Genomic DNA, 24,065 nt, shown 5'->3' with positions numbered 1-24,065 from the left:
CCGTTCTTCCTGTCGGTTGCCTGTGTCACTGCCATAGGACCGCTATCCCTCCCGTCGTGAGGAACACGAGCGCGTGCACCGAGAGCACGGTGCGCAGCACCCATCGGGTGTCGACCAGGCGGGCCGTCGACGTCTCCGCTTCCGCTTCCGCCGGGGCTTGCAGCACCGGCGTCGCCGTTCGGCCGCCCGATGCGGATGCGGACGTGGACGTGGATGCGGATACGGACTCCCGCGCCGGCACGACCGCCGCGGCTTCCGGTCCCGGCGCGTTCTCCGCCAGCTGTGCCGCCAGGACGACACGGGCGCTGGAGGCGCCCGAGGCGAGCGCCGCGCTCACGTTCTGCACGGCCACGAGGTGGCCGGTGGAGTAGCCGAGCGCTTCGGCGGTGTTCGCCTGGCTGGCGGCGAACATCGCGTTGGCCCCGGTGTTGGAGCCGGCGAGGAAGCCGCCGATGGCACCGATCCACGGCGCGAGCACGAGGTAGGAGGAGCCGATCGAGGCGCAGGCCTCGGCGAGTTCGCGGCTCATGCCCGTCACGGTGAGCAGGGTGCCCAGGGTCAGGAACACGACCGTCGTCAGGGTCACCTGCCACCAGCGGCCGAGCGCGGCGCGAGCGGCCGTGCCCAGCACGGGCTCGCCCGCCCCCAGCAGCTTCGGCGTGAGGGCGGCGGTCAGCAGCAGCCAGCCGCCGGGCCCGGCGACGACCGTCCACCACCCTTCCTTGACGCCCGCCGACTCCAGGATCAGCCGGCTCACCAGGAGGCCGGCGACGAGGAAGCCGTACGGGGAGAGGGTGCGGGCAATGGGCTCCCGCTGCGCGCCCGCGCCACTCTTCTCCAGCAGCCGCGAGACCAGCAGCAGAACGACCATCGTGACGAGGCCGCCGAGGACGCCGGCCAGCGGCACGCCGATGAAGGTGTTGACGGCCCAGACGGTGCCCCAGAGGGCCGCCACGGCGAGCAACAGGTCACCGGCCGAGGCCACCGCGCGGCGCACGCCGAGCGCGACGATCAGCGTGGCCGATCCGGTGATGAGGAAGACCGGCGCGGAGAGCAGGGCGGAGTCGATGCCCAGTTGCTGGAAATCGACCCCTCCGAGCTCCGCCGCGACCAGGCTGCCCGGCGCCAGAGACCCCCACGGCACCGTGACCAGACCCAGCAGACCGACCACTGCGGCCCTCGCGGGCGGCAGGCCCAACTGACGCAGCAGGGGGATGGCCACGATGACGCCGATGCCGAAGCCGGTGAGCGATTCGGCGAAAGGCGTCACTCCAAGCATGACGAGCAGAACCGCACGACTGGGCGAACTACAGGCACTGCCTATCCAGTTGCCCAGACGGGACTGCGCGCCCGTACGGGTCATCAGCTCGCTGAGCAGGATGCCACCGAAGAGGATGGCGGCCAGTTCGACGATCGTCGGCAGCATGTGCTGTTCGGCATGGCCGAGTTCAGCGAGCGGGGTACGGAAGGACGTGGCCGTGATGACGATCGCGGTGGCCAGTGCCGACAGGGCCGCGTAGAGCGCGCGCACGCCGAGGGCGAGGAGTCCCAGCGTGACGAGGATGGGGAGGGTTGCGAGAGCAGCGTTCACAGAGCCACCTTTGCGGATGATGTCTCTGTGGGTGACTCCTTTTCGGACAGCTGTGCCGCAGTTCCTGCCGCCGCGAGCATCTCCACCACGCTTCGGTGCGCATCGCTCAACGCCCGCGAGAACCCGCCCGGCGACGGCACGTAGTGGTTGTAGAACGTGGTGCCTTCGGACAGCGGGCCTAGCACCCACATGCGCTCGTCCGCCGCACCGTCGCTGCCGACCGGATGCAGGCCGCGTGTGAGGTCCACGCCCCGGCTGTTCGCCACGGCAGACCGGTGGCGGCGGATGGTGCCGGTACGGACCAGGCCGGCGAGCAGCCGGCTGCCCGTGCGGTCGACGTCCGGCTGGCCGGACGTGGCGTGGCACAGCCAGTCGGCGGTGGCGGAGTACGGCTCGGCCAGCCGGGTGGAGGACAGCCGCCAGCAGGCTCTCGCCTCGTCCCAGGCCACCTCCGGCGCGGGGCCGAACGGGACGGCGACGACCCCGGCCCGCAGCAGGGCGAGCAGCTCCTGATGCCGGTCCAGCTGGGGGCCGGTCACGGACCGGTTCAGTACGGCGGTGAAGGATCCGTAGAACTCGTCGTGGGACTTCTCGTCGAGCCCCGCGAAGTCGACGGCCCTGCGTATCAGCTCACGGCGGTCGCGGAGGACCTCCAGCGCGGCCTTGAGCGGGCTGCCGGCCAGGCCCAGCTCCGCCTGTTCCAGGTCCTCCGCGAGGCGGCCGCCGTACCAGTCCTGGTAGGCGCGGCTGCCGGAGAGGCCGCCCGTCTCGGGGAAGAGCAGTTCCTCCGGGTTCAGGGTCCCGAAGGCCGTGCGGTGCTTGTCGTCCAGCCCGGCCAGCTCGGAGTCCAGGCGGCCGGACGCGGCGGCGTCACGTAGGGCGTCCGCCATACGTTCCTCGGCCGTACGGTCCTCGGTTGTACGGTCCTCGGTTGTACGGTCCTCAGTCGTACGCTTCTCCCTCACCCCGCCATCGCCGAGGAGTGCGGCACACCGGAGGTGGAATGCGATGCGCATCTCGGTGCGGAGGAGCGGCAGCAGGTCGCCGTGGAGGCTCAGGCCGTCCTCGGGGGCGTCGGCCCGCAAGCGGTCGACGGCCTCCGCCGTGAACGCCAGCGGCTCGTACAGCCGGCCCTCGCGGTTGGCCCGGGGGCGGGCCCTGAACGGCAGCCCCGTACGGGAGTACAGGAGGATGCGGGGCTCGTCTCCGCTCGGGACGTAGTGCAGCGTCCCGTCAGCAGCGGTGGTGTACTTGCCGCCGCGGCCGAGGGTGAGCGCTGCGAGGGCGTCCATGCCGGACAGTCCGGTGCCCGCGAGGGCGACCGTCTGGCCGGGCTGGATGGCGGCGAACCGGCTCACCGGCGGGTAGATCTCCCGGACCCTGCGGTGCTCCCCCAGCGGCCGCTCCTGTTCGGGCAGGGCGGCCGGCGGGGTGTGTCCGGTGGTGAGGAAGACGAACGGGGCGGTCAGGACACCGCCGTCGTCGAGGACGATACGGCGGTTGCCGTCGGGCAGGACCGTGAGTTCCGCGGCCTCGGTCCGGTGGAACCGGATCACCAGGTGGCCGAGCGCGCGGTCCAGGACCCGCTGAAGGAACCACGAGAGGTACTCGCCGAGGATGCGGCGCGGAAGGTAGTCGTCCTCGCGTATCTCGCGGGTTGCGGGGCCCTCGGAGCCTGCGGCGTCGGCCGGGACGAGCGTGTAGCCGTCCTCCGCCAGCCGGAGGCCGCGTTCACGGACCCATTCGTACAGGTTGGGCCCGCGGTCGCCGACCGTGTCGCCGACCGTGGCCTCCTCGGGGAACGGCGAGACCTGGCTGCACGTGGTGTTGAGCAACAGGTAATCCGGCTGAGCCGGGTCGTGAATGCCGATGGCGTCGCACCGCGGATCGACGATGTCGACGGTGAAGGGCCTGTCACCCCATTCGGGGGCCGAGGTCAGGGTGACGATCCGTTCCAGGACGCCGAGGCCCCGGGAGCCGAAACCGATGATGCAGACGCCGGGTTCCGCAGACAGAGAAGACCGAGGAGAAAGAGGAGACGAGGAAGACAAAGGGTTAGTGGGCAGAGGTGGAGAAAAGGGTGTGGTGGAGGAAGAAGTCATCGTCACCACCGCCGGGTCTCGCCGAAGAAGTCCGGTACGTCGACCGACTCGCCGCTCTCGCGCGCCGTGCGGTAGACGTGCATGCCCACGGCGAGGTCGAGGACGCCCAGCCCGAACGGGGAGAAGATCACCGGACGGTCCTTGACGGGCTGGACGTCGCCGCGGATGACGTCCGCGAGCGTGCCGTCGATGAAGTCGCGGTGGCCGTACTTCTGCTCGGCCAGGTGGGGCGAGGTGTTGGCGGTCAGGCAGTGGTCGATGTCGTCGAGGATGTTCTGCGCACCCAGGATGATCTCCGGCCCGATGTCGCGCAGCGAGACGTTCAGCACGACCTGGCCGGCGGCGAAGGTGGCGGGGTCCGTGATGTACGGCTCGCCGGCCGTGGTGGCCAGGACCACGAGGTCGGAGCCGGTCAGGGCGGCCGTCAGGTCATCCTCGGTGGTGGCCCGGTGGCCCAGCGAGGAAGTGGCGTACTCGGCAAAGGCCTTGCTGTACTCGGGCAGCCGGTCGTGAATGACCAGCTCGTCCACGGACCACTCCTGGGCGGTGAAGAACTCCAGGATGTTGCGGGCGATGATGCCCGCGCCGACGATGGTCAGCCGCCGGGCGGTGCGCCCGCCGGTCAGCTGTTCCGCGGCCAGGACGGCGGAAGCGGCGGTACGGGCCGCGCTGATCTGGGAGGCCTCCAGGCAGGCGAAGGGGTAGCCCGTCTCGTAATCGTTGAGCAGGAGGGCCGCGGAGGCGCGCGGGAACCCCTTGGTGATGTTGCCCGGGAAGCTGCTGATCCACTTGATGCCTGCGACATCGGCGTTGCCACCCAGGTAGGCGGGCAGGGCGATGATGCGGCTGTCGGGCTTGTCGGGGAAGCGCAGGAAATAGCTGTTGGGGTTGACCGACTCGCCCGCGTGGTGGGTCAGATAGGTGTCGCGCACCTCCGACACGATCTGCTGCCGTGTGCGGCCGATGATGTCTCGTGCGGTCTTTCCGCCGATGACGCTGAACTCGAACATTGCTTTCCCTTCGGGGACTTCGGATCACGGACTGGAGATCGGAGGTGTGCGGGCTTCAAACGCTGTGGTCTGCATGGCACTCATGACCGGCACGTGTTCATGACCAGCACGCACTCATGCTCGGCACGTATTCGCACTCGGCATGCGTTCATGACCGGCGCGCGCGTTCATGACCGGCATGACTGCGCCGGGACCCTTGGCTGCGCGCGTGGCGGGAAACTGCCGGACGACGGCGCTGCCGCTTCCGCCCCGAACCGTTCCCGCACCCACGCGTCGTCGTAGATGGTGCTGAGATAGCGGTCGCCGAGGTCGGGTGCGATCGCCACGACCCGGGCGCCGGAAGGGATTTCCGCGCGCCGTCGCTCGACGGCGGCCAGTACGGACCCGGTCGATCCGCCGGCCGCGATGCCGCGCTTCGCGGCGAGCAGGCGGCACATGTGCACGGCTTCGATCTCGGGGACCATGACCACGTTCCCGATCTGTTCCGGGTCGAGGATTTCGGGCCGCCTGCTGGTGCCCAGCCCCGGTATGTGGCGCCTTCCGGGCGGGTTTCCGAAGGTGACGGAACCGACGGTGTCGACGGCGATCACCTTTGTCTGCGGAGAGTTCTCCCGGAAGTACGCGACGCAGCCCATCAGCGTCCCGGTGGTTCCGGCGCCGACGAAGAGGTAGTCGACGTCGAGCCCTTGCTTGACGATGGCGGCCGCCGTGCGCTCGTAATGCGCCCTGGGATTGGCCGGGTTCGCGTACTGGTTGGGCCAGACGAGTTCGGGATCGCCGGCGATGCGCCGGTGGATGTAGTCGATACGGGATTGCAGGTATCCCCCGTTGCTGTCCCGCCGGTCGACGGACACGACCTCCGCCCCGTAGGCCCGCATCAGCGCAATGCTGTGGGCGGACGTATTGGGGTCGACCACGCAGGTGAAGCGGTAGCCGCGGGCGGCGCACACCGAGCTCAGCGCGATGCCGAGATTGCCGGAGGAGGATTCGATGACGTGCCCGCCCGGCCCCAGGAGCCCCCGGTCCTCCGCATCCTCCAGCAGGCCGACAGCGGCTTTCATCTTGATGGAACCGGCCGGGTTGAATCCTTCGACCTTGAGCAGGAGATTGACTCCTGATATGAAGCCGGACAGGTCGAGAAACACGTCGTCCAGAATCATTTCGTGAGTGCTCTGATAGATCATTGATCGCCTCGCATTTCCGCGTACCCCGGGTTTCCCCGTGTCCCGGGCGGGCCGGCGTGGCGGCGGGCTGCGGCAGGTGGGAAGGTCACCGACCTGCTCTGTTCCACCGGCCTGCTGCTACGAGCGCGTCAGCGAAAGAGGCTGTAGGAAACGCATACTCCACATCGGATCCCCCCGTTGCGCGGCGGCAGGCCGGGCCGCCACTCCCTGTTGATCAACTCTGGCCCGGAGACGTCTCGCCGGTCCATGAGAACTCATGACGACAAGTCGTCAGTCGAGTTCTCGTCACCCGCCGAGAAGGGGATAAACAATGTCAAATGCGAACCATTGCACAGGCGGCACCGGGGGCGGCGTAGGGGGCACCGGAAGGAGAGAGCCGACCGGTGCCCGGGTCGGCCCGGAATACCGTCACGGAACCCGACCCCTGGTTCGCCGCGAAGAGCAGGCGCTCGTCGGGGGAGAAAGCGATGTGGCGCGGGAAGTCGCCGCGTACCAGCACGGTGTCCAGCAGGCGCAGCCGCGCGCCGGACGCCTCGACGGCATAGCGGGCGATGCTGTTGTGCCCCCGGTTGGCGAGATACGCGAAACGGCCCGACTTTCCGACCAGGATCTGCGCCGGATAGTTCTTGGCACCGCCGATGCCGGAGCTGAGGCCCGGGCTGGAACTGGGGCCTGTGCCGGCACCGGTACGCAGCGCCGGTCCCGGGCTGAGGTCACCCGTCGCCGGGTCATAGGCGCAGACGACGACCGTGTTGTCGAGTTCGTTCGCCACATACGCGAACCGGCCGCGGGGGTGGAACGTCAAATGGCGCGGACCCGCGCCCGGAGCGAGGGTCACATAGGCAATTCGCTTAAGGCGTCCGGTGGTTGTGTCGAGGCGATACGTGTACACCGTATCGTTGCCGAGATCCACGGCGAGGACGAAGCGCCCGTCGGGGCTGGTGATGATCTGGTGGGCGTGCGCGCTCTCCTGGCCCGGGCCGGGCGGGGGGACGAGGTGGGCGACCACGTCGGACGGCTCGGCCAAGGTGCCCGTTCCGTCGATCGGGTGAACGGCCACGCTGCCGGAGAGATAGTTGGCCGTCAGCAGCCAGCGGCCGCTCGGGTGGACCGAGACGTGGCACGGCAGGGCGCCGCCGGTGCTCCACGTCCCCAGGGTCCGGCGGTCGGCCAGCCGAACGGCCGTCACACTGCCGTCCTGCTGCTCGTTGACGGCGTAGAGGGTGTGCCCGCGCGGGTGCAGCGCCAGGTAGGACGGGTCGGCCACCCCCTCGATCACCCCCGCCCCGGTCATCCGCCCTGTCTTCCGGTCGTACGAGGCGAGGCCGATGCCGGCGCCGCCGCCCGGGACGGATGTGTACGCGCCGAGGAAGATGAGGCCTGGAGATCCGGGCGTGGGTGCGGATGCGGATACAGGCGTGGGCGCGGGATGGGGCTGGGGCTTCGGATGTGGCTTCGTCTGGGACTGCCGCTTCGGGTGCGGCTGAGGCTTCGGGTGCGGGTACGGATGCGGCTTCGACGGCGGCTGAAGCCGAGGCCGGGGCGGTGCCGGATCGGCGGCTGAAGGCCGTCCGGCCCCGAGCGCGGCACTCGCGGCGAGTCCGGCGAGCCCCGCCAGCAGCCGACGCCGCCCGGAGCCGCCCCGTTCCGGCCCCGGTTCGACCGCGTGTGACGGAAATGCTTCGTCGGATCCCAGTGCTTCTTCGCCTCCTGCGGCCGGGCGGAGTTCCCTTTGTAGTAAAGCCTGGGAAAGGCGGGATCCGGGCCGGTCGCCACGCCGAGATCGGTGCCGACGTTATTCATAAAAGAGCCCTTCCCGCCGACCGGGTGTCCGGCCGACGGGAAGGCACAGGCCCCATTTCCGCCTCAGGAGGAGAGGGACCCCTTGACCGGTTGGTGCGTGTGCGACTCGATGTCGTGCGCGGCGTTGTCGAGCAGCTTGTTGGTGAGGTCCGCGAGAGCGCGGGCCGCCGCTAGTTCGTCGCCTATGGCGGGGTCGTTCTGGTCGGCCGGATTGCACCGGGCGACGCCGTGCCCCACCATTCGCCGTTCCCCGCCCTTGCCGATCAGCATGGCGTCGGCGGTGACCTTGCGGCCCTCTTCCGTGATGTCGATCTGGGCGTTCCACGCCGTCTTGGTCGTCATGGCAAACCTCCTGTACCTACCGGGGCACCCGGGGCACCAGGACGTCGAGCACGTCGAGCGCAGAGCGCACACCTGGGCCCACTTTCCACGCTGGCACCGGTACCGGCCGAGCGCATCTCAAGACGCGGTTCTACGGGACTTCGGGCGGATCGACGGGGCCGGTCGACGGGGCGGAACGGCGGAACGGATCAACGACTGGAGAGTTACTCTCCGCGGCCCCCTGGGCACCTTGTGTGTCATGAGTCATGTCTGGTCACGGACCCCGGTGACCCGCGAGGGCCGGCTCGGCACGGCGGCGCAGCACCCGGGGCGGAACGACAGCCTGTACCTGAAGCGGCGGAACGCCATAGCGCGGCTCGCCCGCGGGCACCGCGTGGGCGAGCCCTCCCCGGCCGTGGAGTACACCGAGGCCGAACACGCGACGTGGCGCACGGTCCACGGCGCGCTGGCCGGGGCGCACCGGGCGTACGCGTGCCGGGAGGTCCTGGACGCCGCGGAGGCGGCCCCGATCCCGGCCGATCACGTACCGCAGCACGCCGAGGTCAGTGAGCGTCTGAAGCCGCTGGCCGGGTTCGAATTCACGCTCGCGGGTGGTTTCGTGGAGAACCGGCGCTTCCTGGGAGCGATGGAGAACGGTTACTTCCATGCCGTGCAGTTCGTCCGCCATCCGTCGGTGCCGCTGTACACGCCCGAACCGGACGTGATCCACGACGTGTTCGGCCACGGCATTCACCTCGCGTCGCCCCGGTTCGCGGAGCTGTACCGCTTGTTCGGCCGTACGGCGATGCGTCTCGATACGCCCGAGGCGCTCGATCTCCTCAGCCGCGTCTACTGGTTCACGCTCGAGTTCGGCGTGATGGCGGAGGCCGGATCGGCGGGACGGACCGAAGGCCCGCCCAAGGCCTACGGGGCGGCGCTGCTGTCCTCGTACGGCGAGCTCGCGCGGCTGGACCGCTGCGAGGTCCGCGAGCTGGACGTGCACGCGGTCGTGGCGACTCCTTACCGGGTTTCGGGTTACCAGCCGGTGCTGTTCAGCGCGCGGTGCCTGAACCACCTCACGGACTCGCTGGCCGGTTTCCTGGCGGACTTCGACGACGACACGGGCGACCGGCTGGGCCTGCGCCCGGTGCCGGGCGACCGGTCATGACCTCAGCCCCCCCTCCCCCGCAGCCCCAGCAACCCCATCAGCCCTAACAGACCTGGCTGACCCGGCAGCCCCAGCAGACCCGGCAACCACTAAGCGGAATGACGGTTATCCACAGGCTGGGGCTCGCCTGGACGCCCCGGCCGTGCTCCGGCGCAGAATGGGTCCATGACTGAGAGCAACGGGGCCGAGTTGAACGACGAGCGGCCCGGTACGGCCGTGCCGGACTGGGAGAAGCGCTTCCGGGCGCCGCGGGTCGGGCTGCCGAGATGGGCGCAGGACGCCCCCGACCGCGCACTGTTCGTGTCCAACGTGACGGGCACCTTCGAGGTGTACGCCTGGGACCGGGCGACGGGCGGGCAGCGGCAGGCGACCGACCGGCCGAACGGCACGACGGGCGGGGTGCTGTCGCCCGACGGCGAATGGATCTGGTGGTTCTCCGACACGGACGGGGACGAGTTCGGCGTGTGGATGCGCCAGCCCTTCCACGGCGGGCCCGACGAGCCCGCCGCGCCCGGCCTCGAGCCCTCCTACCCGGCCGGCCTGGCCCTGGGCCGGGACGGCACGGCCGTGGTCGGCCGCTCCACGGACAAGGGCGGGTCCACAGTCCACGTGGCGCGGCCCGGCGCGGCGCCCGTGGAGATCTACCGTCACACGGAATCGGCGGGGGTCGGCGGCATGTCGCACGACGGCGCCCTGATCGCGATCGAGCACACCGAGCACGGCGACGCGATGCACTCGGCCGTCCGGATCGTGCGACCGGACGGCAGCACCGTCGCCGAGCTGGACGACACGCGGGGCGGCACGGAGGAGCTGGGCCTGGCCGTGATGGGCTTCGCGCCGGTGGCCGGGGACTCCCGGCTGCTCGTGGGGCACCAGCGGCGCGGCCGCTGGGAGCCGATGCTGTGGGACGCCGCGACGGGCGAGGAGACGGCCCTGGCCGTCGACCTGCCGGGCGACCTGGACGCCGGCTGGTATCCGGACGGTTCGGCGCTGCTGATCGAGCACAGCTTCCAGGCCCGCAGCGAGCTGTTCCGCTACGAGCTGGCCGGGGGCTCGCTGACCCGCCTGGACACTCCGGCGGGCACGGTGTCGGGCGCCCTGCCGCGGCCGGACGGCAGCGTGGAGTTCCTGTGGTCCTCGGCCGCCGAGCCGTCGGCGGTGCGGTCCACGACCGGGCAGGTCGTGCTGGATCCGCCGGCGCTGCCGGGCGGGGTCGGCCGGGCGCCGGGCTCCGTGCCGGTCGAGGACGTGTGGGTGGAGGGTCCCGGCGGCAAGGTGCACGCCCTGATCCAGAAGCCGGAGGGCGACGGCCCCTTCCCGGCGGTCTTCGACATCCACGGCGGCCCGACCTGGCACGACAGCGACGCGTTCGCCGCGGGCCCCGCGGCCTGGGTGGACCACGGCTACGCGGTCGTCCGCGTCAACTACCGGGGCTCGACGGGCTACGGCCGGGCGTGGACGGACGCGCTCAAGCACCGGGTGGGCCTCATCGAACTGGAGGACATCGCGGCGGTCCGGGACTGGACGGTCTCCGCGGGGATCGCCGACCCCGGGCGGCTGGTGCTGGCGGGCGGGTCGTGGGGCGGCTATCTGACGCTGCTCGGCCTGGGCACCCAGCCGGAGGCCTGGGCGCTGGGCCTGGCCGGCGTGCCCGTCGCGGACTACGTGACGGCCTATCACGACGAGATGGAGGCCCTGAAGGCCCTGGACCGCACGCTGCTGGGCGGCACCCCGGAGGAGGTGCCGGAGCGCTACGAGGCGTCGTCGCCGCTGACGTACGTCGACCAGGTGCGCGCGCCGGTCTACATCTCCGCGGGCATGAACGACCCGCGGTGCCCGATCCGCCAGATCGAGAACTACGTGGAGCGGCTGGAGGGACGCGGCCACCCCCTGGAGGTGTACCGCTACGACGCGGGCCACGGCTCCCTGGTGGTGGAGGAGCGGATCAAGCAGCTCCGGCTGGAGATCGCTTTTGCGGAGCGTCATCTGGGCCGTCCGGACCCGGAGCGTCCGGAGCCGTCTCCGGAGTGATGCCGAGGGCCAGGTCCCGTGCGGCCTCCGCCTCGCGGCGGAAGAGCCTGGCCCACATGAACAGCACGAAGCCGGCGAAGACGAACCACTCCCCGGTGTAGCCGAGGTTCTGGAAGGCCTTGAGGTCCAGGCCGCTGTTCGGGGCGGCGGCCGGGGGCACCGGGGTCATGGCCCCGTCCGCCTCGGTGGCGGTGATCCACGCGTCCTGGACCCCGTACGGGACGAGGTTGACCAGTGAGGCGGCGCTGATCACGCCGAGCTGGCCGGCGGGCAGGCCGCCGCCGGACCGTACGCCCTTGGAGCCGGGGCTCTCCGAGGACTGGAGGGCGCCGGTGACGGTCACGTGGCCGGCCGGCGGGGCCGGGACCTTGGCGGTGTCGGCCCTGGAGTCCGCGTCGCCGGGCAGCCAGCCGCGGACGACGGGAAGGGCCTTGCCCTCGTCCGTGCGCAGGAGGGTCAGCACGTAGAAGCCCTGGCGGTCGTCCAGCGTCCGCTCCGGCACGAGCAGCTGGTGCTCGGTGTCGTAGCGGCCGGAGGCGGTCGCCCGGCGGCCGGAGGTCTCGGTCGTCACGGGGAGGAGGTCGCGCAGCGGCTCGGCCGCGGCCTCACGGGCGTCGTCGGCCTGCGTCTGCTGCTCGCGGTGCGAGTCGACGCGCGTTTCGAAGCGGCCGAGCTGCCAGCTGCCCATGAAGAGACAGAAGGGGATGGCCACCACGGTGAAGACGTTGATCGCCCACCAGCGGGGAGTCAGCAGGAACCGATACACACCACCACGGTACGGGCACGGCCGCGGGGCCGGTCACCGCCCCCTGCCGGGGACCCGCGCGGCGGGGTCAGTTCGTCGTGACGATCGGCCCGGTGCGATAGACCGTGCCCGCGCACGCATCGGCGATCTTGGCGTCCGCTATCGCCGGCTCGCCCACGTCCGGGGTGTGGCTGAGGACGACGCTCGGCTGGGGCGTGGGCGGCGGCGAATCCGGGACGCTCGGCTGCTGCTGGCTCGCCGTGGCGGAGCCGGCCGGGGAGGCGCTGGCACCCCCGCCGGCGGAAGGCGCCGGGGAGGCGCCGCCGCCGGTCTTGCCGCAGCTGCTGCGCCCGCCGTCGGAGGCCGGGATCCAGGCGAACTTCACCTCGTAGGCCTGGCCGGGCTGAAGGATGACCTCGCTGGGCTCGGTCGCCGGGTCGGGCAGGCCGGTCGCGGCGTCGCCCGGCGTGTGGTCCACGACGGAGACGCGCCCGCTCTCGGCGCTGCCCCGCGGGCTCGCCGCGACGGTCCCCGGCCCGCCCACCGTACAGACGGCGCGGGAGACGTTGACCACGCGGAAGGCGCCGTAGATCCGCCCGTCGCGGTCGGCAGGGCCGACCGTCCCGCTGCCCTTGCCGAGCTGGTCGCGGTCGCAGGTCGGGGAGACGGCGGCGAAGGTGTTCGTGGGCGCGGGGGGGATGCCTGCGGGGGAGGAACCGGCGGGCTTGGGCTCATTGCCCTTTTTCCCCTCGTCCTTGTGTTCCTCCCGCTTTTCGTCGTGGTTCCGGGCCTCGCCCTCATCGGGCCGCCCGGCACCGTCGCCCACCCCGTCGGGCTCGGCGACCGGATCCTCGGGGGTGTGCTGACTGCTGGCCGTGTTGGCGTGGCGTTCCTCGACCGCGTCACCGGTGGTGGCGACGTGGACGACCGCGGGCAGGGCCGTGCCGCCGAGGATCAGCGCGGCCGCGGCGCCCACGAGGGCCTGCCTGCGGCGGGTGCGCCGGGCCGGCACGGCGCGCCGGATCTGGTCCAGCGAGTCGGGCGCGGGCTCGATGTCCCCGACGGCACCCTGAAGCAGCTGCCGGAGCGTCTGCTCGTCCATGCCGGTGCCGTGCGTGCTCGTGCTGTCCGTGCCGGTGCCGTGCATGCCGATGTCACGCACACCGTCGTCGTGCATACCGCCGTCGTGCGTGCCCCCGTCGCGCTCGCCGGCGGGACCGAGCCCGTCATAAGGGGGGCGGGTCATGCCGGAGCCTCCATGGCGATGCGGAGCGCCGCGATGCCGCGCGACCCGTACGCCTTGACCGAGCCGAGGGAGAGGCCCAGGGTCTCGGCGACCTGGGCCTCGGTCATATCGGCGAAGTAGCGGAGGACGAGGACTTCCCGCTGGCGGCGTTGCAGTCCACGCATCGCTTTGATCAATTGGTCGCGCTCCAGCTGTTCGTACGCACCCTCTTCGGCGCTCGCCATGTCGGGCATCGGCTTGGAGAGCAGCTTCAGCCCGAGGATCCGGCGGCGGAGCGCGGAACGGGACAGATTGACGACAGTCTGCCTCAGATAGGCGAGTGTCTTCTCCGGCTCCCGGACCCGGCCGCGCGCGGAGTGCACTCGTATGAATGCCTCCTGGACCACGTCCTCACACGAGGCGGTGTCGTCGAGGAGCAGCGCGGCAAGGCCGAGCAGGGACCGGTAGTGGGCCCTGTAGGTCTCGGTGAGGTGGTCGACTGTGGTGCCCGCTGCCATTGCTTCGTCAGCGTCCCCCCGCTGGGGCGGGATCTGGGCGGCGGGCCGGGCGGTCGGCCAGGGAGCGATCACCGGCATGCCGCCCGACGGGTAGGAACGCGGACGCAGTGCACTGCCGCCGCGCCTCGGGGCGGTTGCGATGCTGATGACCTCTGCCACGCCTGTTGGACACGCTTCCCCCCGTCAGGGTTGTACACGCGAGGCGCCGCGTCTGACGATGCGCCGCGTGACGATGCGTCATATGCCCTCATGCGTACCAGCTCTTCCTCAATGCCCCGGTTTTGCTACCGCCCTGAGAGACGGCAGCAAAGACGCTCCCGGCCCGCTGTCGGTTGCAGTGGGCGGGGAGCGCATCGTCGAACACTTCATCTACCCAGTTCAAGAGGTCTGGACCAACGACTTGATCACAGGACCTGCAAGACCTTCACCACTTCTCCAGATTAGGGAGTGGTCAGCTCCGCCGCCACGCATTCGGCGACCTGAGCTGTGTTCAGTGCCGCTCCCTTGCGCAGATTGTCGCCGCAGACGAAGAGGTCGAGCGCCCGTGGGTCGTCCAGGGAACGGCGCACCCGGCCCACCCACGTCGGATCGGTGCCCACCGCGTCGGCGGGCGTGGGGAACTCCCCCTCGGCGGGATCGTCCACGAGCACGACCCCCGGCGCGCTCGCCAGGATCTCGTGGGCCTGCTCCACCGTGACCTCGTTCTCGAACCGCGCGTGCACGGCCAGCGAGTGCGTGGTGATCACGGGGACCCGTACGCACGTCGCCGCGACCCGCAGCGACGGCAGCCCCAGGATCTTGCGGGACTCGTCCCGGATCTTCAGCTCCTCGGAGGACCAGCCGTCCTCCCGGAGCGAGCCCGCCCACGGCACCACGTTCAGCGCGAGGGGCGCGGGGAAGGGGCCGAGCCCGTCGCCGACCGCCCGGCGCACGTCCCCGGGCTGCGTCCCCAGCGACGAGCCGGCCACCGCGGCGAGCTGCGCCCGCAGCGTGTCGACGCCGGCCTTGCCCGCCCCGGAAGCCGCCTGGTACGAGGAGACGACCAGCTCGCTGAGCCCGAATTCGGCGTGCAGCGCAGCCACCGCGACGATCATCGACAGTGTCGTGCAGTTGGGGTTGGCGATGATGCCGCGCGGGCGTACGCGCGCGGCGTGCGCGTTCACCTCGGGCACCACCAGCGGCACGTCCGGGTCCATCCGGAAGGCCGCGGAGTTGTCCACGACGACCGTGCCCTTGGCGGCGGCGATCGGCGCCCACTGCGCGGAGACCTCGTCCGGCACGTCGAACATGGCGACGTCGACGCCGTCGAACGCCTCCTCGCTCAGCGCGACGACCTCGGTCTCCTCGCCGCGCACGGCGAGCCGGCGCCCCGCCGAGCGCGGGGAGGCGACGAGCCGGATCTCGCCCCACACGTCCTGGCGCTGCGAAAGGATCTCCAGCATGACCGTGCCGACGGCGCCGGTGGCGCCGACGACGGCGAGCACCGGCTTACGGCCCGTACCGGCACCCGTGAAGGTGCCGGTACGGGCCGCGGGGCCGGAGGTCATCGCCCGGTGCCTCCGTAGACGACGGCCTCGTCGCTCTCGCTGTCCAGGCCGAAGGCGGAGTGCACCGCGCGGACGGCCTCGTTCACGTCGTCGGCGCGGGTGACGACCGAGATGCGGATCTCAGAGGTCGAGATCAGCTCGATGTTCACGCCGGCGTTCGACAGGGCCTCGAAGAACGTCGCGGTGACGCCCGGGTTGGTCTTCATGCCCGCGCCGACCAGCGAGATCTTGGCGATCTGGTCGTCGTAGCGCAGCGAGTCGAAGCCCACGCGGGGCTTCGTCTTCTCCAGCGCCTCGATCGCCTTGCGGCCCTCGGTCTTGGGCAGCGTGAAGGAGATGTCCGTCAGGCCCGTGGAGGCCGCCGAGACGTTCTGCACGATCATGTCGATGTTGATCTCGGCGTCCGAGATCGCCCGGAAGATCGTCGCGGCCTCGCCCGGCTTGTCCGGCACCCCGACGACCGTGACCTTCGCCTCGGACGTGTCGTGCGCGACGCCCGAGATGATCGCCTGCTCCATCGGCTGGTCCCCTTGCGGTTCGTTGCTGACCCAGGTGCCGCGCAGCCCGGAGAAGGACGAGCGGACGTGGATCGGGATGTTGTAACGACGTGCGTACTCGACGCAGCGGTGCAGCAGCACCTTCGAGCCGGACGCGGCCAGCTCGAGCATGTCCTCGAACGAGATCCAATCGATCTTGCGGGCCTTCTTCACCACCCGCGGGTCGGCCGTGAAGACGCCGTCGACGTCGGTGTAGATCTCGCAGACCTCGGCGTTCAGCGCGGCGGCCAGGGCGACGGCGGTGGTGTCGGATCCGCCGCGGCCCAGGGTCGTGATGTCCTTGCTGTCCTGGGACACGCCCTGGAAGCCGGCCACGATCGCGATGTTGCCGGAGTCCACCGACTGCTGGATGCGGCCCGGCGTGACGTCGATGATGCGCGCCTTGCCGTGGACCGCGTCCGTGATGACACCGGCCTGGCTGCCGGTGAACGACTGCGCCGCGTGGCCGAGGTTTTTGATCGCCATCGCCAGCAGGGCCATGGAGATCCGCTCTCCGGCGGTCAGCAGCATGTCGAACTCACGCCCGGCAGGCATCGGCGAAACCTGCTCGGCGAGATCGATCAACTCGTCCGTCGTGTCACCCATCGCGGAAACCACGACGACCACCTGGTGGCCGTTCTTCTTGGCTTCCACGATTCGCTTGGCAACCCGCTTGATGCCTTCGGCATCGGCAACGGAGGAGCCTCCGTACTTCTGCACGACAAGGCCCACGTGCGCTCCTCGCAGCTCTGTGTAATGCGGTCGGCTCAGTCTAACGAGCGGCCGGATTCAGCCATGCCGATACCGCATGCTGAGACGTGTCGCCCGCGTCATGATCGTGAACGGTACGCCGTCGGACCGCCCGTGATCACTCCTGCCCTACCGGAGCGACGCCACTCACTTTGTGAGCCGCGACACTCCCCGGATCCGCGCCACCGATCGGCGTCGTGTCGTGTCGTGTCGCCGACCGGCGTCGTGTCGCGCCGTGCCGCGCCGTGTCGTGAGTGGCCGTGCCATGCCGCGTCGTGAGTGTCGTGAGTGGCCGTGCCATGCCGCGTCGTGAGTGTCGTGAAGCCGCCACGCCCTGGCGCGTTCCCGGCAGCGTTCGGCGCCCCACGGGGCCCGTGGGTCCGGCAGATTCGGGGCATGCGCTACACCATCGTTCTCAGCTACGCCTTCAGCCCCGCCTGGCTCAGCCTCTCCCGCGACGAGCGGAATGACATGCGGGAGCGGTGCATCCAGCCCGTGCTCGCCAAATACGCCGACCGCGTCTCCGCGCGGTTCTTCGACGCCGAGGCGTTCCACGCGCAGCACACCGACTTCGCGCTGCTGGAGACCGCGGACCTGCGGGCGTACTACCACCTGGTCGAAGAGCTCCGCGACACGCCGCTGATCGGCGACGGGTACCTCGCCTTCACCGACATCAGGATCGGCGTGGAGGACGGCTATCGCGCCTTCGAGGAGTCCGCCTCCGCCGCGTAACGAGCTAGAGCCAGCCACGCTCCTTCGCCCGTACGGCCGCCTGGAAGCGGCTGCCGGCGTCCAGACGGGCCATGAGGTGGGCGACGTACCGCTGGAACGTACGCAGCGAGACGCCCAGTTCGCGCGCCGCGACCTCGTCCTTGTCGGCCCGTACGAGAGCCTCCAGCACCTGCCTGTCGAGCTCGGGCAGCGGGCATTCCTCGCCGCCGTCCACCGTGGCCGGGTCCGCGGCCGACTGCCAGGTCTGCTCGAAGAGGTCCACGAAGCCGGCGACCAGCCCCGGCTGGCGCACGACGACGGCGCCGCGCCGCTTCTCCTCCGGGTCGAGCGGCACGACGGCCCGGCTCCGGTCGTAGACGGCCATCCGCTGAACCGGTTCCTCGACGCAGCGGACCTGCGCTCCGGCTGAACGGAGCTCTTCCAGATATGCCCTGGTCAGGGGGTCCTGGAGGGCTTCGCGTACGACGATCAGCCGGTACGTCAGGCCGCGGCGCAGGCAGCGCATGTCGAGGGGGCGGGCCGCCTCGATGTTCCAGGGCCGCCACGGCGCGCCGGGGTGGATCGCCATGACCTCGCGGTACGCGAAGAAGGTCAGTTCGTCGAGCCGGTCCCAGACCTCCTGGCGGCCGGTGACGTGCTCGATGTCCGGCGCCGGGGCTGCCCGTACGCCCTCCCCGCGCCGGAACTCCTGCCCCAGCTCGGAGATCGCCGCCCTGGCCGCGTCCGCCTGCTGCATCCGCGCCCGCAGACCGGCCATGACGTCCTCGACGAGCCGCTCGACGCCGATGGCGGGGTCGACGGCCGTGACCCCACCGCCGCGGGTGTGCACCAGACCGAGGCCGACCAGCCGTTCCAGCGTGGAGCGGACGTCCGGTCCGGCCAGCCCCAGCGCCTGGCGGATCTCCTCGACGGTTCCCTTCCCCCCCTTCAAGAGAAACCGGTAGATCCGCTCTTCTTCCGCAGTGACTCCCAAACAGCCCAGGAGCACTTCATTCCCCCACTTCTCGGCAGCTCCTTACGGTCAGGAGCGTCGGCCGATAGTGACATGGCTTCCCAGGTAGATGATCAGACCGGGAATCGCTCGCCCCTTGTTTCACTACGGGCAGGTCCGCGCGCACAGTCCGGGCATACGGCTGGGCATACGGCCCGGGCGCACGCGACGGCAGACCGGCGCCGGAACGGTAACGTCCCTGCCACAAACAGCACTTGGCGAACCGGTCTCCTCCAGACCACGTGGACGATGCCGTACATGACCGGACAGATGCAGGCGCGTTGGGGCGGGGCCGCCGCGGCAGTGGCTGTGGTGGGGCTCGCGGTGTACTTCTCGCTGGTGGGGTGGGATGCGGCGCAGCGGTGGGCCACGGTGCTGGGGCTGTTCGTGGGGCTGGCGGGGCTGTGGATCGCGGTGGCCGGATTACGCCGCGGGCGGCGGGACGCGGCGGGTGGTCAGGGGGTGGTCGGCAGCTCCGTCGGGGGCGGGGTGGCGATGGTCGACGGGACGTGCGGGAACGTACGGATCCGGCATACGGGTGGGCCGGGGACGGCGCCGGTTACACCGCCCGCGCCGGGCCCTGCCGCGCCCCCGGGGAACGGTCAGACCGTCTCCGGTAGCGCGGTCGGCGGGCCGGTCGACCAGGTCCGTGAGACGGGCGGAGATGTCGACATCGAGCAGGGCCCGTGAAGTGGCCCAAGCGCCGCCGAGCCGCCGGGCCGGTCGCGCGGAGCCGCGGCTCGTGGGTGGCGAGGTCGGTCGTGTACGGGTCCGTGGTGCAGGTGTCGGGTGTGACGGGCGATGTGTCCGTCGCTGGTGGGGAGCCCCCGCTGTACCGGGTGGAGGTGTTCCCGCAGGCCCGCACCCGACTGACCGTCGAGGAGGCCCGCGCCCAGCCGGCCCGCCTGCTGCTGGCCCGGCAGGGAGTCGTCCCCTTTACCGGGCGGGCCGCCGAGCTGGCGCGCCTCACGCGGTGGCGCGATGGCGCGCCGCCCGTGTCGGTGCTGCTGCTGCACGGGTCGGGCGGCCAGGGCAAGACGCGGTTGGCGGCGCGGTTCGCGGCGCGGAGCCGGGAGGCGGGCTGGGACGTACTACAGGCACGGCATGCGAGCGATCCGGCGCCGGTAGGGCCCGCGCTGGTGGGACCCGCGGCGGTGGAACCCGCAGCACTGCGACCTACGGCGGTGGGGCCCGCGGCGCGCCGGGCGGATAAGACCGGAACCGGCGTGCTGATGGTGGCCGACTACGCCGAACGGTGGCCCGTAGCCGACCTGCTGGAGCTCATACGGGACGCAGCACGCCAGGAGGGCCGCCCGGCACGGGTGCTGCTGGTGGCCCGGCCGGCCGGTGCGTGGTGGCAGCCGCTCGCCAATCGGCTGGACCGGATGGGCCTGGAGGCGCAGCAATTGCGGCTGTCAACGCTGGCGGATGACCCGATCACGAGCGCGGGGGACCTTTTCGCGGCGGCCCGGGAGCAGTTTGCCGCCGCTCTGGAGGCGCCCGAGGCGCACGGCGTCACCCCGCCGTCCGTCGTACTGTCCAAGGACTCCGGCTTCCGGTCGGTCCTCGCCATCCACATGGCGGCGCTGGCAGCGGTCGACCGCGTACGCCGCAGCCCGGCGCAGGCGCCGGCCGGCCTGGACACTCCGGCGCAGTTCTCCGCCTATCTCCTGAACCGTGAGCGTGACCACTGGCAGACGCTGCACGCCAACGGCCGGGTCACGACGCCCCCGGACACGCTCGGCAGAGCCGTCTATACGGCGGCTCTTACGGGTGCCATGACGTATCAGGACGGCCGGGCGGCCCTGACAGCGATCGACGCCTGCCGGGACGGGGACGCGGCCCGGCTCTTCACGGACCATGCGGCGCCGTATCCGTCCTCCACCCCGCACGCCGGGACCGTGCTGGAGCCCCTCTATCCGGACGTCCTCGCCGAGGACTTCATCGCGTTGACCACGCCCGGGCACGAGGTGGAGGACTACGCGCCGGATCCGTGGGCCACGGGTGCGGCCCGCCGGCTCCTGGCCGGCAAAGGCGGGTTGCCGGGGTGGCCCCGGCACGCCTTCTACGCGCTCGCCTCCGCCTCGGCACGGTGGCCTCACCTGGCCGAGCACGAGCTCGCGCCGCTGTACCTCACACAGTTGGAACTCGTGCTCGAATCGCACGACGACGATGCCGTCCGTCTGGGCCTCACAGTGCTCGCGACTCTCCCCACCAGCGTCCTGCAACGGATCAGGGTGCCGAATCCGCTCCCGGGCTTCGCCGGCTGCGTGAGCTTCGCCGCGATAAGTGCCGGGGTGACGTGCGGGATGCTCGCCGACGGTGAGGACCCGGGCATTGAGGACCCGGGCGTTGAAAACCTGGACGATGAGGACCCGTACGAGCGAGCCAGGGCCTATCTCCGCCACGCCGAACGCATTGCGCTCACGGGCAGTACCGAAGACTCGCTCGCCGCAATCGATCAGACCTTGGCCATTCTGCTGCCGCTCCCCGCGGACGAACGGGTCCTGCGCAGAGTAAAGGCACTCAAAGAACGGGTCCTTGAAGCCCTCGATCGCACGGAGGAGGCCGATCAGGAGTGACCCACGCGGAGTCCGTCCCCGACCTCCGACGCCCGGAGCTCAGCCCGCCGCCGCGTCAGAGGTCAGGGGTGATCAGGGGGGCAGGGATAGACCGTCAGACCGGCAGCGCCTCGATGATCGAGCTGAAGCCGGGCGTGGGGATGATCCGGTCCACCCTGAAGCCCGCCTCGCCGAGCAGGTCGCGGAACTCCCGCTCCGTACGCTCCCGGCCCGTCACGAGGGCCAGCATGGTGATGTCCAGGACCTTGGCCATGTGCGGTTCGTTGCCCTGCGGGAGGACCGCGTCCACGGCCAGCAGCTTGCCGCCGGGGGCGATCGCGGCGCGGATCGCGCGCAGGATGCGCAGGCACTCCTCGTCGTTCCAGTCGTGGAGGATGTGCTTGAGGAGGTAGATGTCGCCGCCGGGCGTCACGGCCTCGAAGAAGTTGCCGCCGTCCGTGCGCCAGCGGCCGGCGATCGCCTTGGCTTCCGTGCCCTCCTCCAGGAGGTGCGCGGCCACCGTCTGCTCCTGGTCGAACAGGATGCCGGACAGCCCGGGGTTGCGGCTGAGCACGGCCCGGACCAGCCCGCCGCGGCCGCCGCCGACGTCCACGACCGTACCGCCGGCCGGGAACTCGTACGCGTCGGCGATGAGTTCGTCCTCCGGGCCGGACATGTTCGCCATGCCCGTGTCGAACTGGCGCTGGGCGTCGGCGTCCGTCATCAGGTAGTCGAAGAAAGGCATGCCGTACGCCGTCTGGAACGGGACGGCGCCCGTGCGGAGCGCGTCCTCCAGGCCCGCCGCCGAGCGCCGGAAGACCTCGTCGGTGAGCCAGACCATGCCGGTGCGCGCCGAGTGGGGCGCGTCCGTACGGAGCAGGTCGGCGGCCGGGGTGAGGCCGAAGGCGCCCTGCTCGTCCTCCTGGAAGATGCCGCGCGTGGCGAGCAGCCGCAGCACGCGGCGCAGCGTAGACCCGTGCAGGCCCGCGCGGCGGGCGAGCTCGCCGGGCTCCAGGGGGCCGTCGGCGAGGTGGTCGGCGACGCGGTGGACGGCGACGGCGCGCAGTGCGGAGGCGTAGAAGTAACCGAAGGCGGCATCGCCCAACTCGGTCGAGATGGCGGGGTTTTCGTCGGACCGACCGGTGCCGGAAGTGGCGTCCATGTCTCTCCCCTCGTAGTCCCCTCGTCAGAGGCGACGGAGCCCCCTCGTCAGGGGCGCTCGTCTCGCAGGCTACGAGGGGGAGGGAGGCCGGGGACGTCGAATGCTCAACGATGGCCGAAGTTGGCGGGTGGGTGGCAGGAGCGGTCCGGGCAGGGTCATGTCAGGCGGGTACGGGCGGGGCGGCGGACCGGGCGGGTTGGGACCGGGCCGGGCCGCGTCAGCCCTCGCCGCCGCGTCCGTCGAGTCCCGCGCAGCGTCCCTCAGGCCCCGCGCAGCCCCAGTGGCCCCGCGATCTCCGCCTCCATCACGCGCCCCGCCTCCTCGGCGAGCCGCTCCTCCGTCGCCACGGAGTCGGTGTCCAGGCCGCCGAGCTCGTCCAGGGGCTGGTCGAGGCGTACGTGGGCGACCAGCGACTGGAGCGCGCGGAGGGCGGCCGAGGCCGTCGGGCCCCAGTTGGACAGGTACGAGAACTGCCACCACCACAGGGCCTCGCTGACCCGGCCGTCCCGGTAGTGGGCCATGCCGTGCCGCAGGTCGGTGATGATGTCGGCGAGGTCGTCGGAGATGCGGCAGGCGACGGGGGCCGTACGCGGCACGTACGGGTCGAAGACCTCCGAGTAGACGTCCACGGGGTCCAGGAGCCGGGCGAAGCGCTCCCGCAGCTCGTCGACGTCCGGCTCGGGGCCGACGTCGGGCTCGTAGCGCTCGTCGGGGAGGAAGTCCTCGTGCGCGCCGAGCCTGCCGCCGGTGAGGAGCAGCTGGGAGATCTCCAGCAGCAGGAAGGGCACGGCGCTGTCGGGCTCATCGCCGCGCGACACCTCGGCGACGGCGACGATGAAGCTCTCGATGGAGTCCGCGACCGAGACCGCGAAGTCGTCGGGGTCGCGCTTGGCGTCATGCAGCGTTGCGTCAGACATCGAGAAGTCGTCTCCCTTCGAAGGCACGCCCGAGCGTGACCTCGTCGGCGTATTCAAGGTCTCCCCCTACGGGAAGGCCGCTGGCCAGCCGCGTGACCTTGAGCCCCATGGGCTTCACCATACGGGCGAGGTACGTGGCGGTGGCCTCACCTTCCAGATTGGGGTCGGTGGCCAGAATCAGCTCGGTGACGGTGCCGTCCGCGAGCCGTGCGAGCAGCTCGCGGATGCGCAGATCGTCGGGCCCGACGCCCTCGATGGGGCTGATGGCCCCGCCGAGGACGTGGTAGCGGCCGCGGAACTCCCTCGTCCGCTCGATGGCGACGACGTCCTTGGACTCCTCCACGACGCAGATCACCGCGGGATCGCGGCGCGGGTCCTGGCAGACCCGGCAGCGCTCCTCCTGGGCGACATTGCCGCAGACAGCGCAGAAGCGGACCTTGGCCTTGACCTCGGTCAGGGCATGGGCGAGCCGGCGGACGTCGGCCGGCTCGGCCTGAAGGATGTGGAAGGCGATCCGCTGCGCGCTCTTGGGACCGACGCCGGGCAGCCTGCCCAGCTCGTCGATGAGGTCCTGGACCACGCCTTCATACACGGATCGAATACTCCTTCTTCGCTCTTCGCTTGTGCGCTCTTGGTTACGTGCTGTTCCGTCTGCTCAAAAGGGCAGGTCAGAACGGGTCAGGTCAGAACGGCAGGCCGGGGATGCCGCTGCCGCCGCCCAGGCCCTGGGCGAGCGGGCCGAGCTTCTGCTGCTGGAGCTGCTGGGCCGCGTTGTTGGCGTCGCGGACGGCGGCGAGGATGAGATCGGCGAGGGTCTCGGTGTCCTCGGGGTCGACGGCCTTGGGGTCGATCGCCAGGGCCTGGAGCTCGCCGGCGCCGGTGACCGTCGCCTTCACCAGGCCGCCGCCCGACGAGCCCTCGACGGGCGTACGGGCGAGCTCTTCCTGCGCTGCGGCGAGATCCTGCTGCATCTTCTGCGCCTGCTGGAGGAGCTGCTGCATGTTGGGCTGGCCACCACCGGGAATCACGGGTTCGCTCCTGGCTTTCGACGACGTTTGTCTCGGTAGCCCGAGCCTACGTGGTCGCCGCCTCCGGCGCCCCATGCCGGGCGAAGAAGAACAGGGGGCGCCTGGGGGCGCATGCAGCGCACCCGGGGGGTTCCGGCGGTGTC

At 71.0% G+C, this 24,065-nt stretch carries 22 protein-coding genes; 5 read left to right on the top strand and 17 right to left on the bottom strand.

The genetic code is table 11. The annotated features are described in order from the left end of the window. Positions 1-25: 25 nt before the first annotated feature. From D7231_RS12260 to D7231_RS12230, 7 genes are all read right to left on the bottom strand, one after another. Positions 26-1,591: an L-lactate permease gene (locus D7231_RS12260; RefSeq protein WP_147449709.1), complete on the bottom strand. Its 1,566-nt coding sequence runs from the start codon at positions 1,589-1,591 to the stop codon at positions 26-28. Then, the gene (locus tag D7231_RS12255) at positions 1,588-3,693 is read right to left on the bottom strand and encodes an FAD/NAD(P)-binding protein (RefSeq protein WP_120755301.1); all 2,106 of its coding nucleotides are present in this window, start codon (positions 3,691-3,693) and stop codon (positions 1,588-1,590) included. Before D7231_RS12255 ends, D7231_RS12260 begins: the two co-directional genes overlap by 4 nt. Positions 3,694-3,695: 2 nt before the next feature. Beyond that, positions 3,696-4,703 carry a 2,3-diaminopropionate biosynthesis protein SbnB gene (gene sbnB / locus D7231_RS12250; RefSeq protein ID WP_120755300.1) on the bottom strand — a complete coding sequence of 336 codons (1,008 nt, stop codon included), beginning with the start codon at positions 4,701-4,703 and terminating at the stop codon, positions 3,696-3,698. Between the two features lie 167 nt (positions 4,704-4,870). Then, on the bottom strand, positions 4,871-5,863 hold the full coding sequence (sbnA, locus tag D7231_RS12245) for a 2,3-diaminopropionate biosynthesis protein SbnA (RefSeq protein WP_228774578.1): 993 nt from the start codon (positions 5,861-5,863) through the stop codon (positions 4,871-4,873). A gap of 337 nt (positions 5,864-6,200) precedes the next feature. Further along, entirely contained in the window at positions 6,201-7,217 is a 1,017-nt protein-coding gene (locus D7231_RS12240) for a lactonase family protein (RefSeq protein ID WP_422396703.1), read from the bottom strand. Beyond that, positions 7,178-7,690: a BBE domain-containing protein gene (locus tag D7231_RS38455; RefSeq protein WP_120755294.1), complete on the bottom strand. Its 513-nt coding sequence runs from the start codon at positions 7,688-7,690 to the stop codon at positions 7,178-7,180. Before D7231_RS38455 ends, D7231_RS12240 begins: the two co-directional genes overlap by 40 nt. A 63-nt stretch (positions 7,691-7,753) precedes the next feature. Next, positions 7,754-8,032: a dsRBD fold-containing protein gene (locus D7231_RS12230; protein ID WP_120755292.1), complete on the bottom strand. Its 279-nt coding sequence runs from the start codon at positions 8,030-8,032 to the stop codon at positions 7,754-7,756. 238 nt (positions 8,033-8,270) lie between these two features. Here D7231_RS12230 and D7231_RS12225 point away from each other — a divergent pair, with 238 nt between their 5' ends. Both D7231_RS12225 and D7231_RS12220 read left to right on the top strand, forming a co-directional pair. Beyond that, entirely contained in the window at positions 8,271-9,179 is a 909-nt protein-coding gene (locus D7231_RS12225) for a phenylalanine 4-monooxygenase (protein ID WP_120755290.1), read from the top strand. Between the two features lie 165 nt (positions 9,180-9,344). Continuing rightward, the gene (locus D7231_RS12220) at positions 9,345-11,210 is read left to right on the top strand and encodes a S9 family peptidase (protein ID WP_120755289.1); all 1,866 of its coding nucleotides are present in this window, start codon (positions 9,345-9,347) and stop codon (positions 11,208-11,210) included. Here the strand turns inward: D7231_RS12220 and D7231_RS12215 are convergent. The 5 genes from D7231_RS12215 to D7231_RS12195 all read right to left on the bottom strand — a co-directional run bounded on the left by D7231_RS12215 (position 11,125) and on the right by D7231_RS12195 (position 16,513). Next, entirely contained in the window at positions 11,125-11,976 is an 852-nt protein-coding gene (locus D7231_RS12215) for an SURF1 family protein (protein ID WP_120755287.1), read from the bottom strand. The two genes, D7231_RS12220 and D7231_RS12215, sit on opposite strands and share 86 nt — an antisense overlap. 67 nt (positions 11,977-12,043) lie before the next feature. Next, entirely contained in the window at positions 12,044-13,201 is a 1,158-nt protein-coding gene (locus tag D7231_RS12210; protein WP_241999669.1) for an anti-sigma factor, read from the bottom strand. After that, positions 13,198-13,776 carry a SigE family RNA polymerase sigma factor gene (locus tag D7231_RS12205; RefSeq protein ID WP_194960694.1) on the bottom strand — a complete coding sequence of 193 codons (579 nt, stop codon included), beginning with the start codon at positions 13,774-13,776 and terminating at the stop codon, positions 13,198-13,200. The genes D7231_RS12210 and D7231_RS12205 overlap by 4 nt, the downstream gene beginning before the upstream one ends. Positions 13,777-14,138: 362 nt before the next feature. Beyond that, entirely contained in the window at positions 14,139-15,245 is a 1,107-nt protein-coding gene (locus D7231_RS12200) for an aspartate-semialdehyde dehydrogenase (RefSeq protein ID WP_120755285.1), read from the bottom strand. Then, positions 15,242-16,513, bottom strand: coding sequence for an aspartate kinase (locus tag D7231_RS12195; protein WP_120755283.1), 1,272 nt, complete (start codon positions 16,511-16,513; stop codon positions 15,242-15,244). Before D7231_RS12195 ends, D7231_RS12200 begins: the two co-directional genes overlap by 4 nt. Before the next feature lie 414 nt (positions 16,514-16,927). Between D7231_RS12195 and D7231_RS12190 the strand changes: the two genes are divergently transcribed. After that, on the top strand, positions 16,928-17,263 hold the full coding sequence (locus tag D7231_RS12190) for a darcynin family protein (protein WP_120755281.1): 336 nt from the start codon (positions 16,928-16,930) through the stop codon (positions 17,261-17,263). Positions 17,264-17,267: 4 nt separating this feature from the next. Here the strand turns inward: D7231_RS12190 and D7231_RS12185 are convergent, their stop codons facing one another. Next, complete coding sequence (locus tag D7231_RS12185) at positions 17,268-18,251, bottom strand: helix-turn-helix domain-containing protein (protein WP_120755279.1); 984 nt, start codon at positions 18,249-18,251, stop codon at positions 17,268-17,270. Between the two features lie 261 nt (positions 18,252-18,512). Between D7231_RS12185 and D7231_RS12180 the strand changes: the two genes are divergently transcribed. Both D7231_RS12180 and D7231_RS12175 read left to right on the top strand, forming a co-directional pair. Then, a complete protein-coding gene (locus tag D7231_RS12180) occupies positions 18,513-18,944 on the top strand; it encodes a hypothetical protein (RefSeq protein WP_199739346.1) in 432 nt (143 codons plus the stop codon). Continuing rightward, on the top strand, positions 18,941-20,836 hold the full coding sequence (locus D7231_RS12175) for an ATP-binding protein (RefSeq protein ID WP_147449708.1): 1,896 nt from the start codon (positions 18,941-18,943) through the stop codon (positions 20,834-20,836). The genes D7231_RS12180 and D7231_RS12175 overlap by 4 nt, the downstream gene beginning before the upstream one ends. 94 nt (positions 20,837-20,930) lie before the next feature. Here the strand turns inward: D7231_RS12175 and D7231_RS12170 are convergent, their stop codons facing one another. The 4 genes from D7231_RS12170 to D7231_RS12155 form a co-directional block, all read right to left on the bottom strand. After that, complete coding sequence (locus D7231_RS12170) at positions 20,931-21,977, bottom strand: methyltransferase (RefSeq protein WP_120755275.1); 1,047 nt, start codon at positions 21,975-21,977, stop codon at positions 20,931-20,933. 260 nt (positions 21,978-22,237) lie between these two features. Then, positions 22,238-22,894, bottom strand: a complete 657-nt coding sequence (locus D7231_RS12165; RefSeq protein WP_106674364.1) for a DUF5063 domain-containing protein — start codon at positions 22,892-22,894, stop codon at positions 22,238-22,240. Continuing rightward, entirely contained in the window at positions 22,887-23,486 is a 600-nt protein-coding gene (gene recR / locus D7231_RS12160) for a recombination mediator RecR (protein ID WP_030367243.1), read from the bottom strand. The genes D7231_RS12165 and recR overlap by 8 nt, the downstream gene beginning before the upstream one ends. A 91-nt stretch (positions 23,487-23,577) precedes the next feature. Next, positions 23,578-23,922: a YbaB/EbfC family nucleoid-associated protein gene (locus D7231_RS12155; RefSeq protein ID WP_120755273.1), complete on the bottom strand. Its 345-nt coding sequence runs from the start codon at positions 23,920-23,922 to the stop codon at positions 23,578-23,580. Positions 23,923-24,065 lie beyond the last annotated feature (143 nt).

The organism is Streptomyces klenkii (assembly GCF_003626645.1).
In the GTDB taxonomy this organism is placed as follows: Bacteria; Actinomycetota; Actinomycetes; order Streptomycetales; family Streptomycetaceae; genus Streptomyces; species Streptomyces klenkii.
This window is presented reverse-complemented; position numbering and strand designations above follow the sequence as displayed.

What these genes read in the sequence shown, in the direction of transcription:
- D7231_RS12170 (WP_120755275.1), bottom strand. Translation starts at nt 21,977, where the DNA reads ATGGACGCCACTTCCGGCACCGGTCGGTCCGACGAAAACCCCGCCATC.
- D7231_RS38455 (WP_120755294.1), bottom strand. Translation starts at nt 7,690, where the DNA reads ATGAATAACGTCGGCACCGATCTCGGCGTGGCGACCGGCCCGGATCCC.
- D7231_RS12190 (WP_120755281.1), top strand. Translation starts at nt 16,928, where the DNA reads ATGCGCTACACCATCGTTCTCAGCTACGCCTTCAGCCCCGCCTGGCTC.
- D7231_RS12165 (WP_106674364.1), bottom strand. Translation starts at nt 22,894, where the DNA reads ATGTCTGACGCAACGCTGCATGACGCCAAGCGCGACCCCGACGACTTC.
- D7231_RS12230 (WP_120755292.1), bottom strand. Translation starts at nt 8,032, where the DNA reads ATGACGACCAAGACGGCGTGGAACGCCCAGATCGACATCACGGAAGAG.
- D7231_RS12210 (WP_241999669.1), bottom strand. Translation starts at nt 13,201, where the DNA reads ATGACCCGCCCCCCTTATGACGGGCTCGGTCCCGCCGGCGAGCGCGAC.
- D7231_RS12180 (WP_199739346.1), top strand. Translation starts at nt 18,513, where the DNA reads ATGACCGGACAGATGCAGGCGCGTTGGGGCGGGGCCGCCGCGGCAGTG.
- D7231_RS12220 (WP_120755289.1), top strand. Translation starts at nt 9,345, where the DNA reads ATGACTGAGAGCAACGGGGCCGAGTTGAACGACGAGCGGCCCGGTACG.
- sbnB (WP_120755300.1), bottom strand. Translation starts at nt 4,703, where the DNA reads ATGTTCGAGTTCAGCGTCATCGGCGGAAAGACCGCACGAGACATCATC.
- D7231_RS12200 (WP_120755285.1), bottom strand. Translation starts at nt 15,245, where the DNA reads ATGACCTCCGGCCCCGCGGCCCGTACCGGCACCTTCACGGGTGCCGGT.
- sbnA (WP_228774578.1), bottom strand. Translation starts at nt 5,863, where the DNA reads ATGATTCTGGACGACGTGTTTCTCGACCTGTCCGGCTTCATATCAGGA.
- D7231_RS12205 (WP_194960694.1), bottom strand. Translation starts at nt 13,776, where the DNA reads ATGCCGGTGATCGCTCCCTGGCCGACCGCCCGGCCCGCCGCCCAGATC.
- D7231_RS12255 (WP_120755301.1), bottom strand. Translation starts at nt 3,693, where the DNA reads ATGACTTCTTCCTCCACCACACCCTTTTCTCCACCTCTGCCCACTAAC.
- D7231_RS12225 (WP_120755290.1), top strand. Translation starts at nt 8,271, where the DNA reads ATGAGTCATGTCTGGTCACGGACCCCGGTGACCCGCGAGGGCCGGCTC.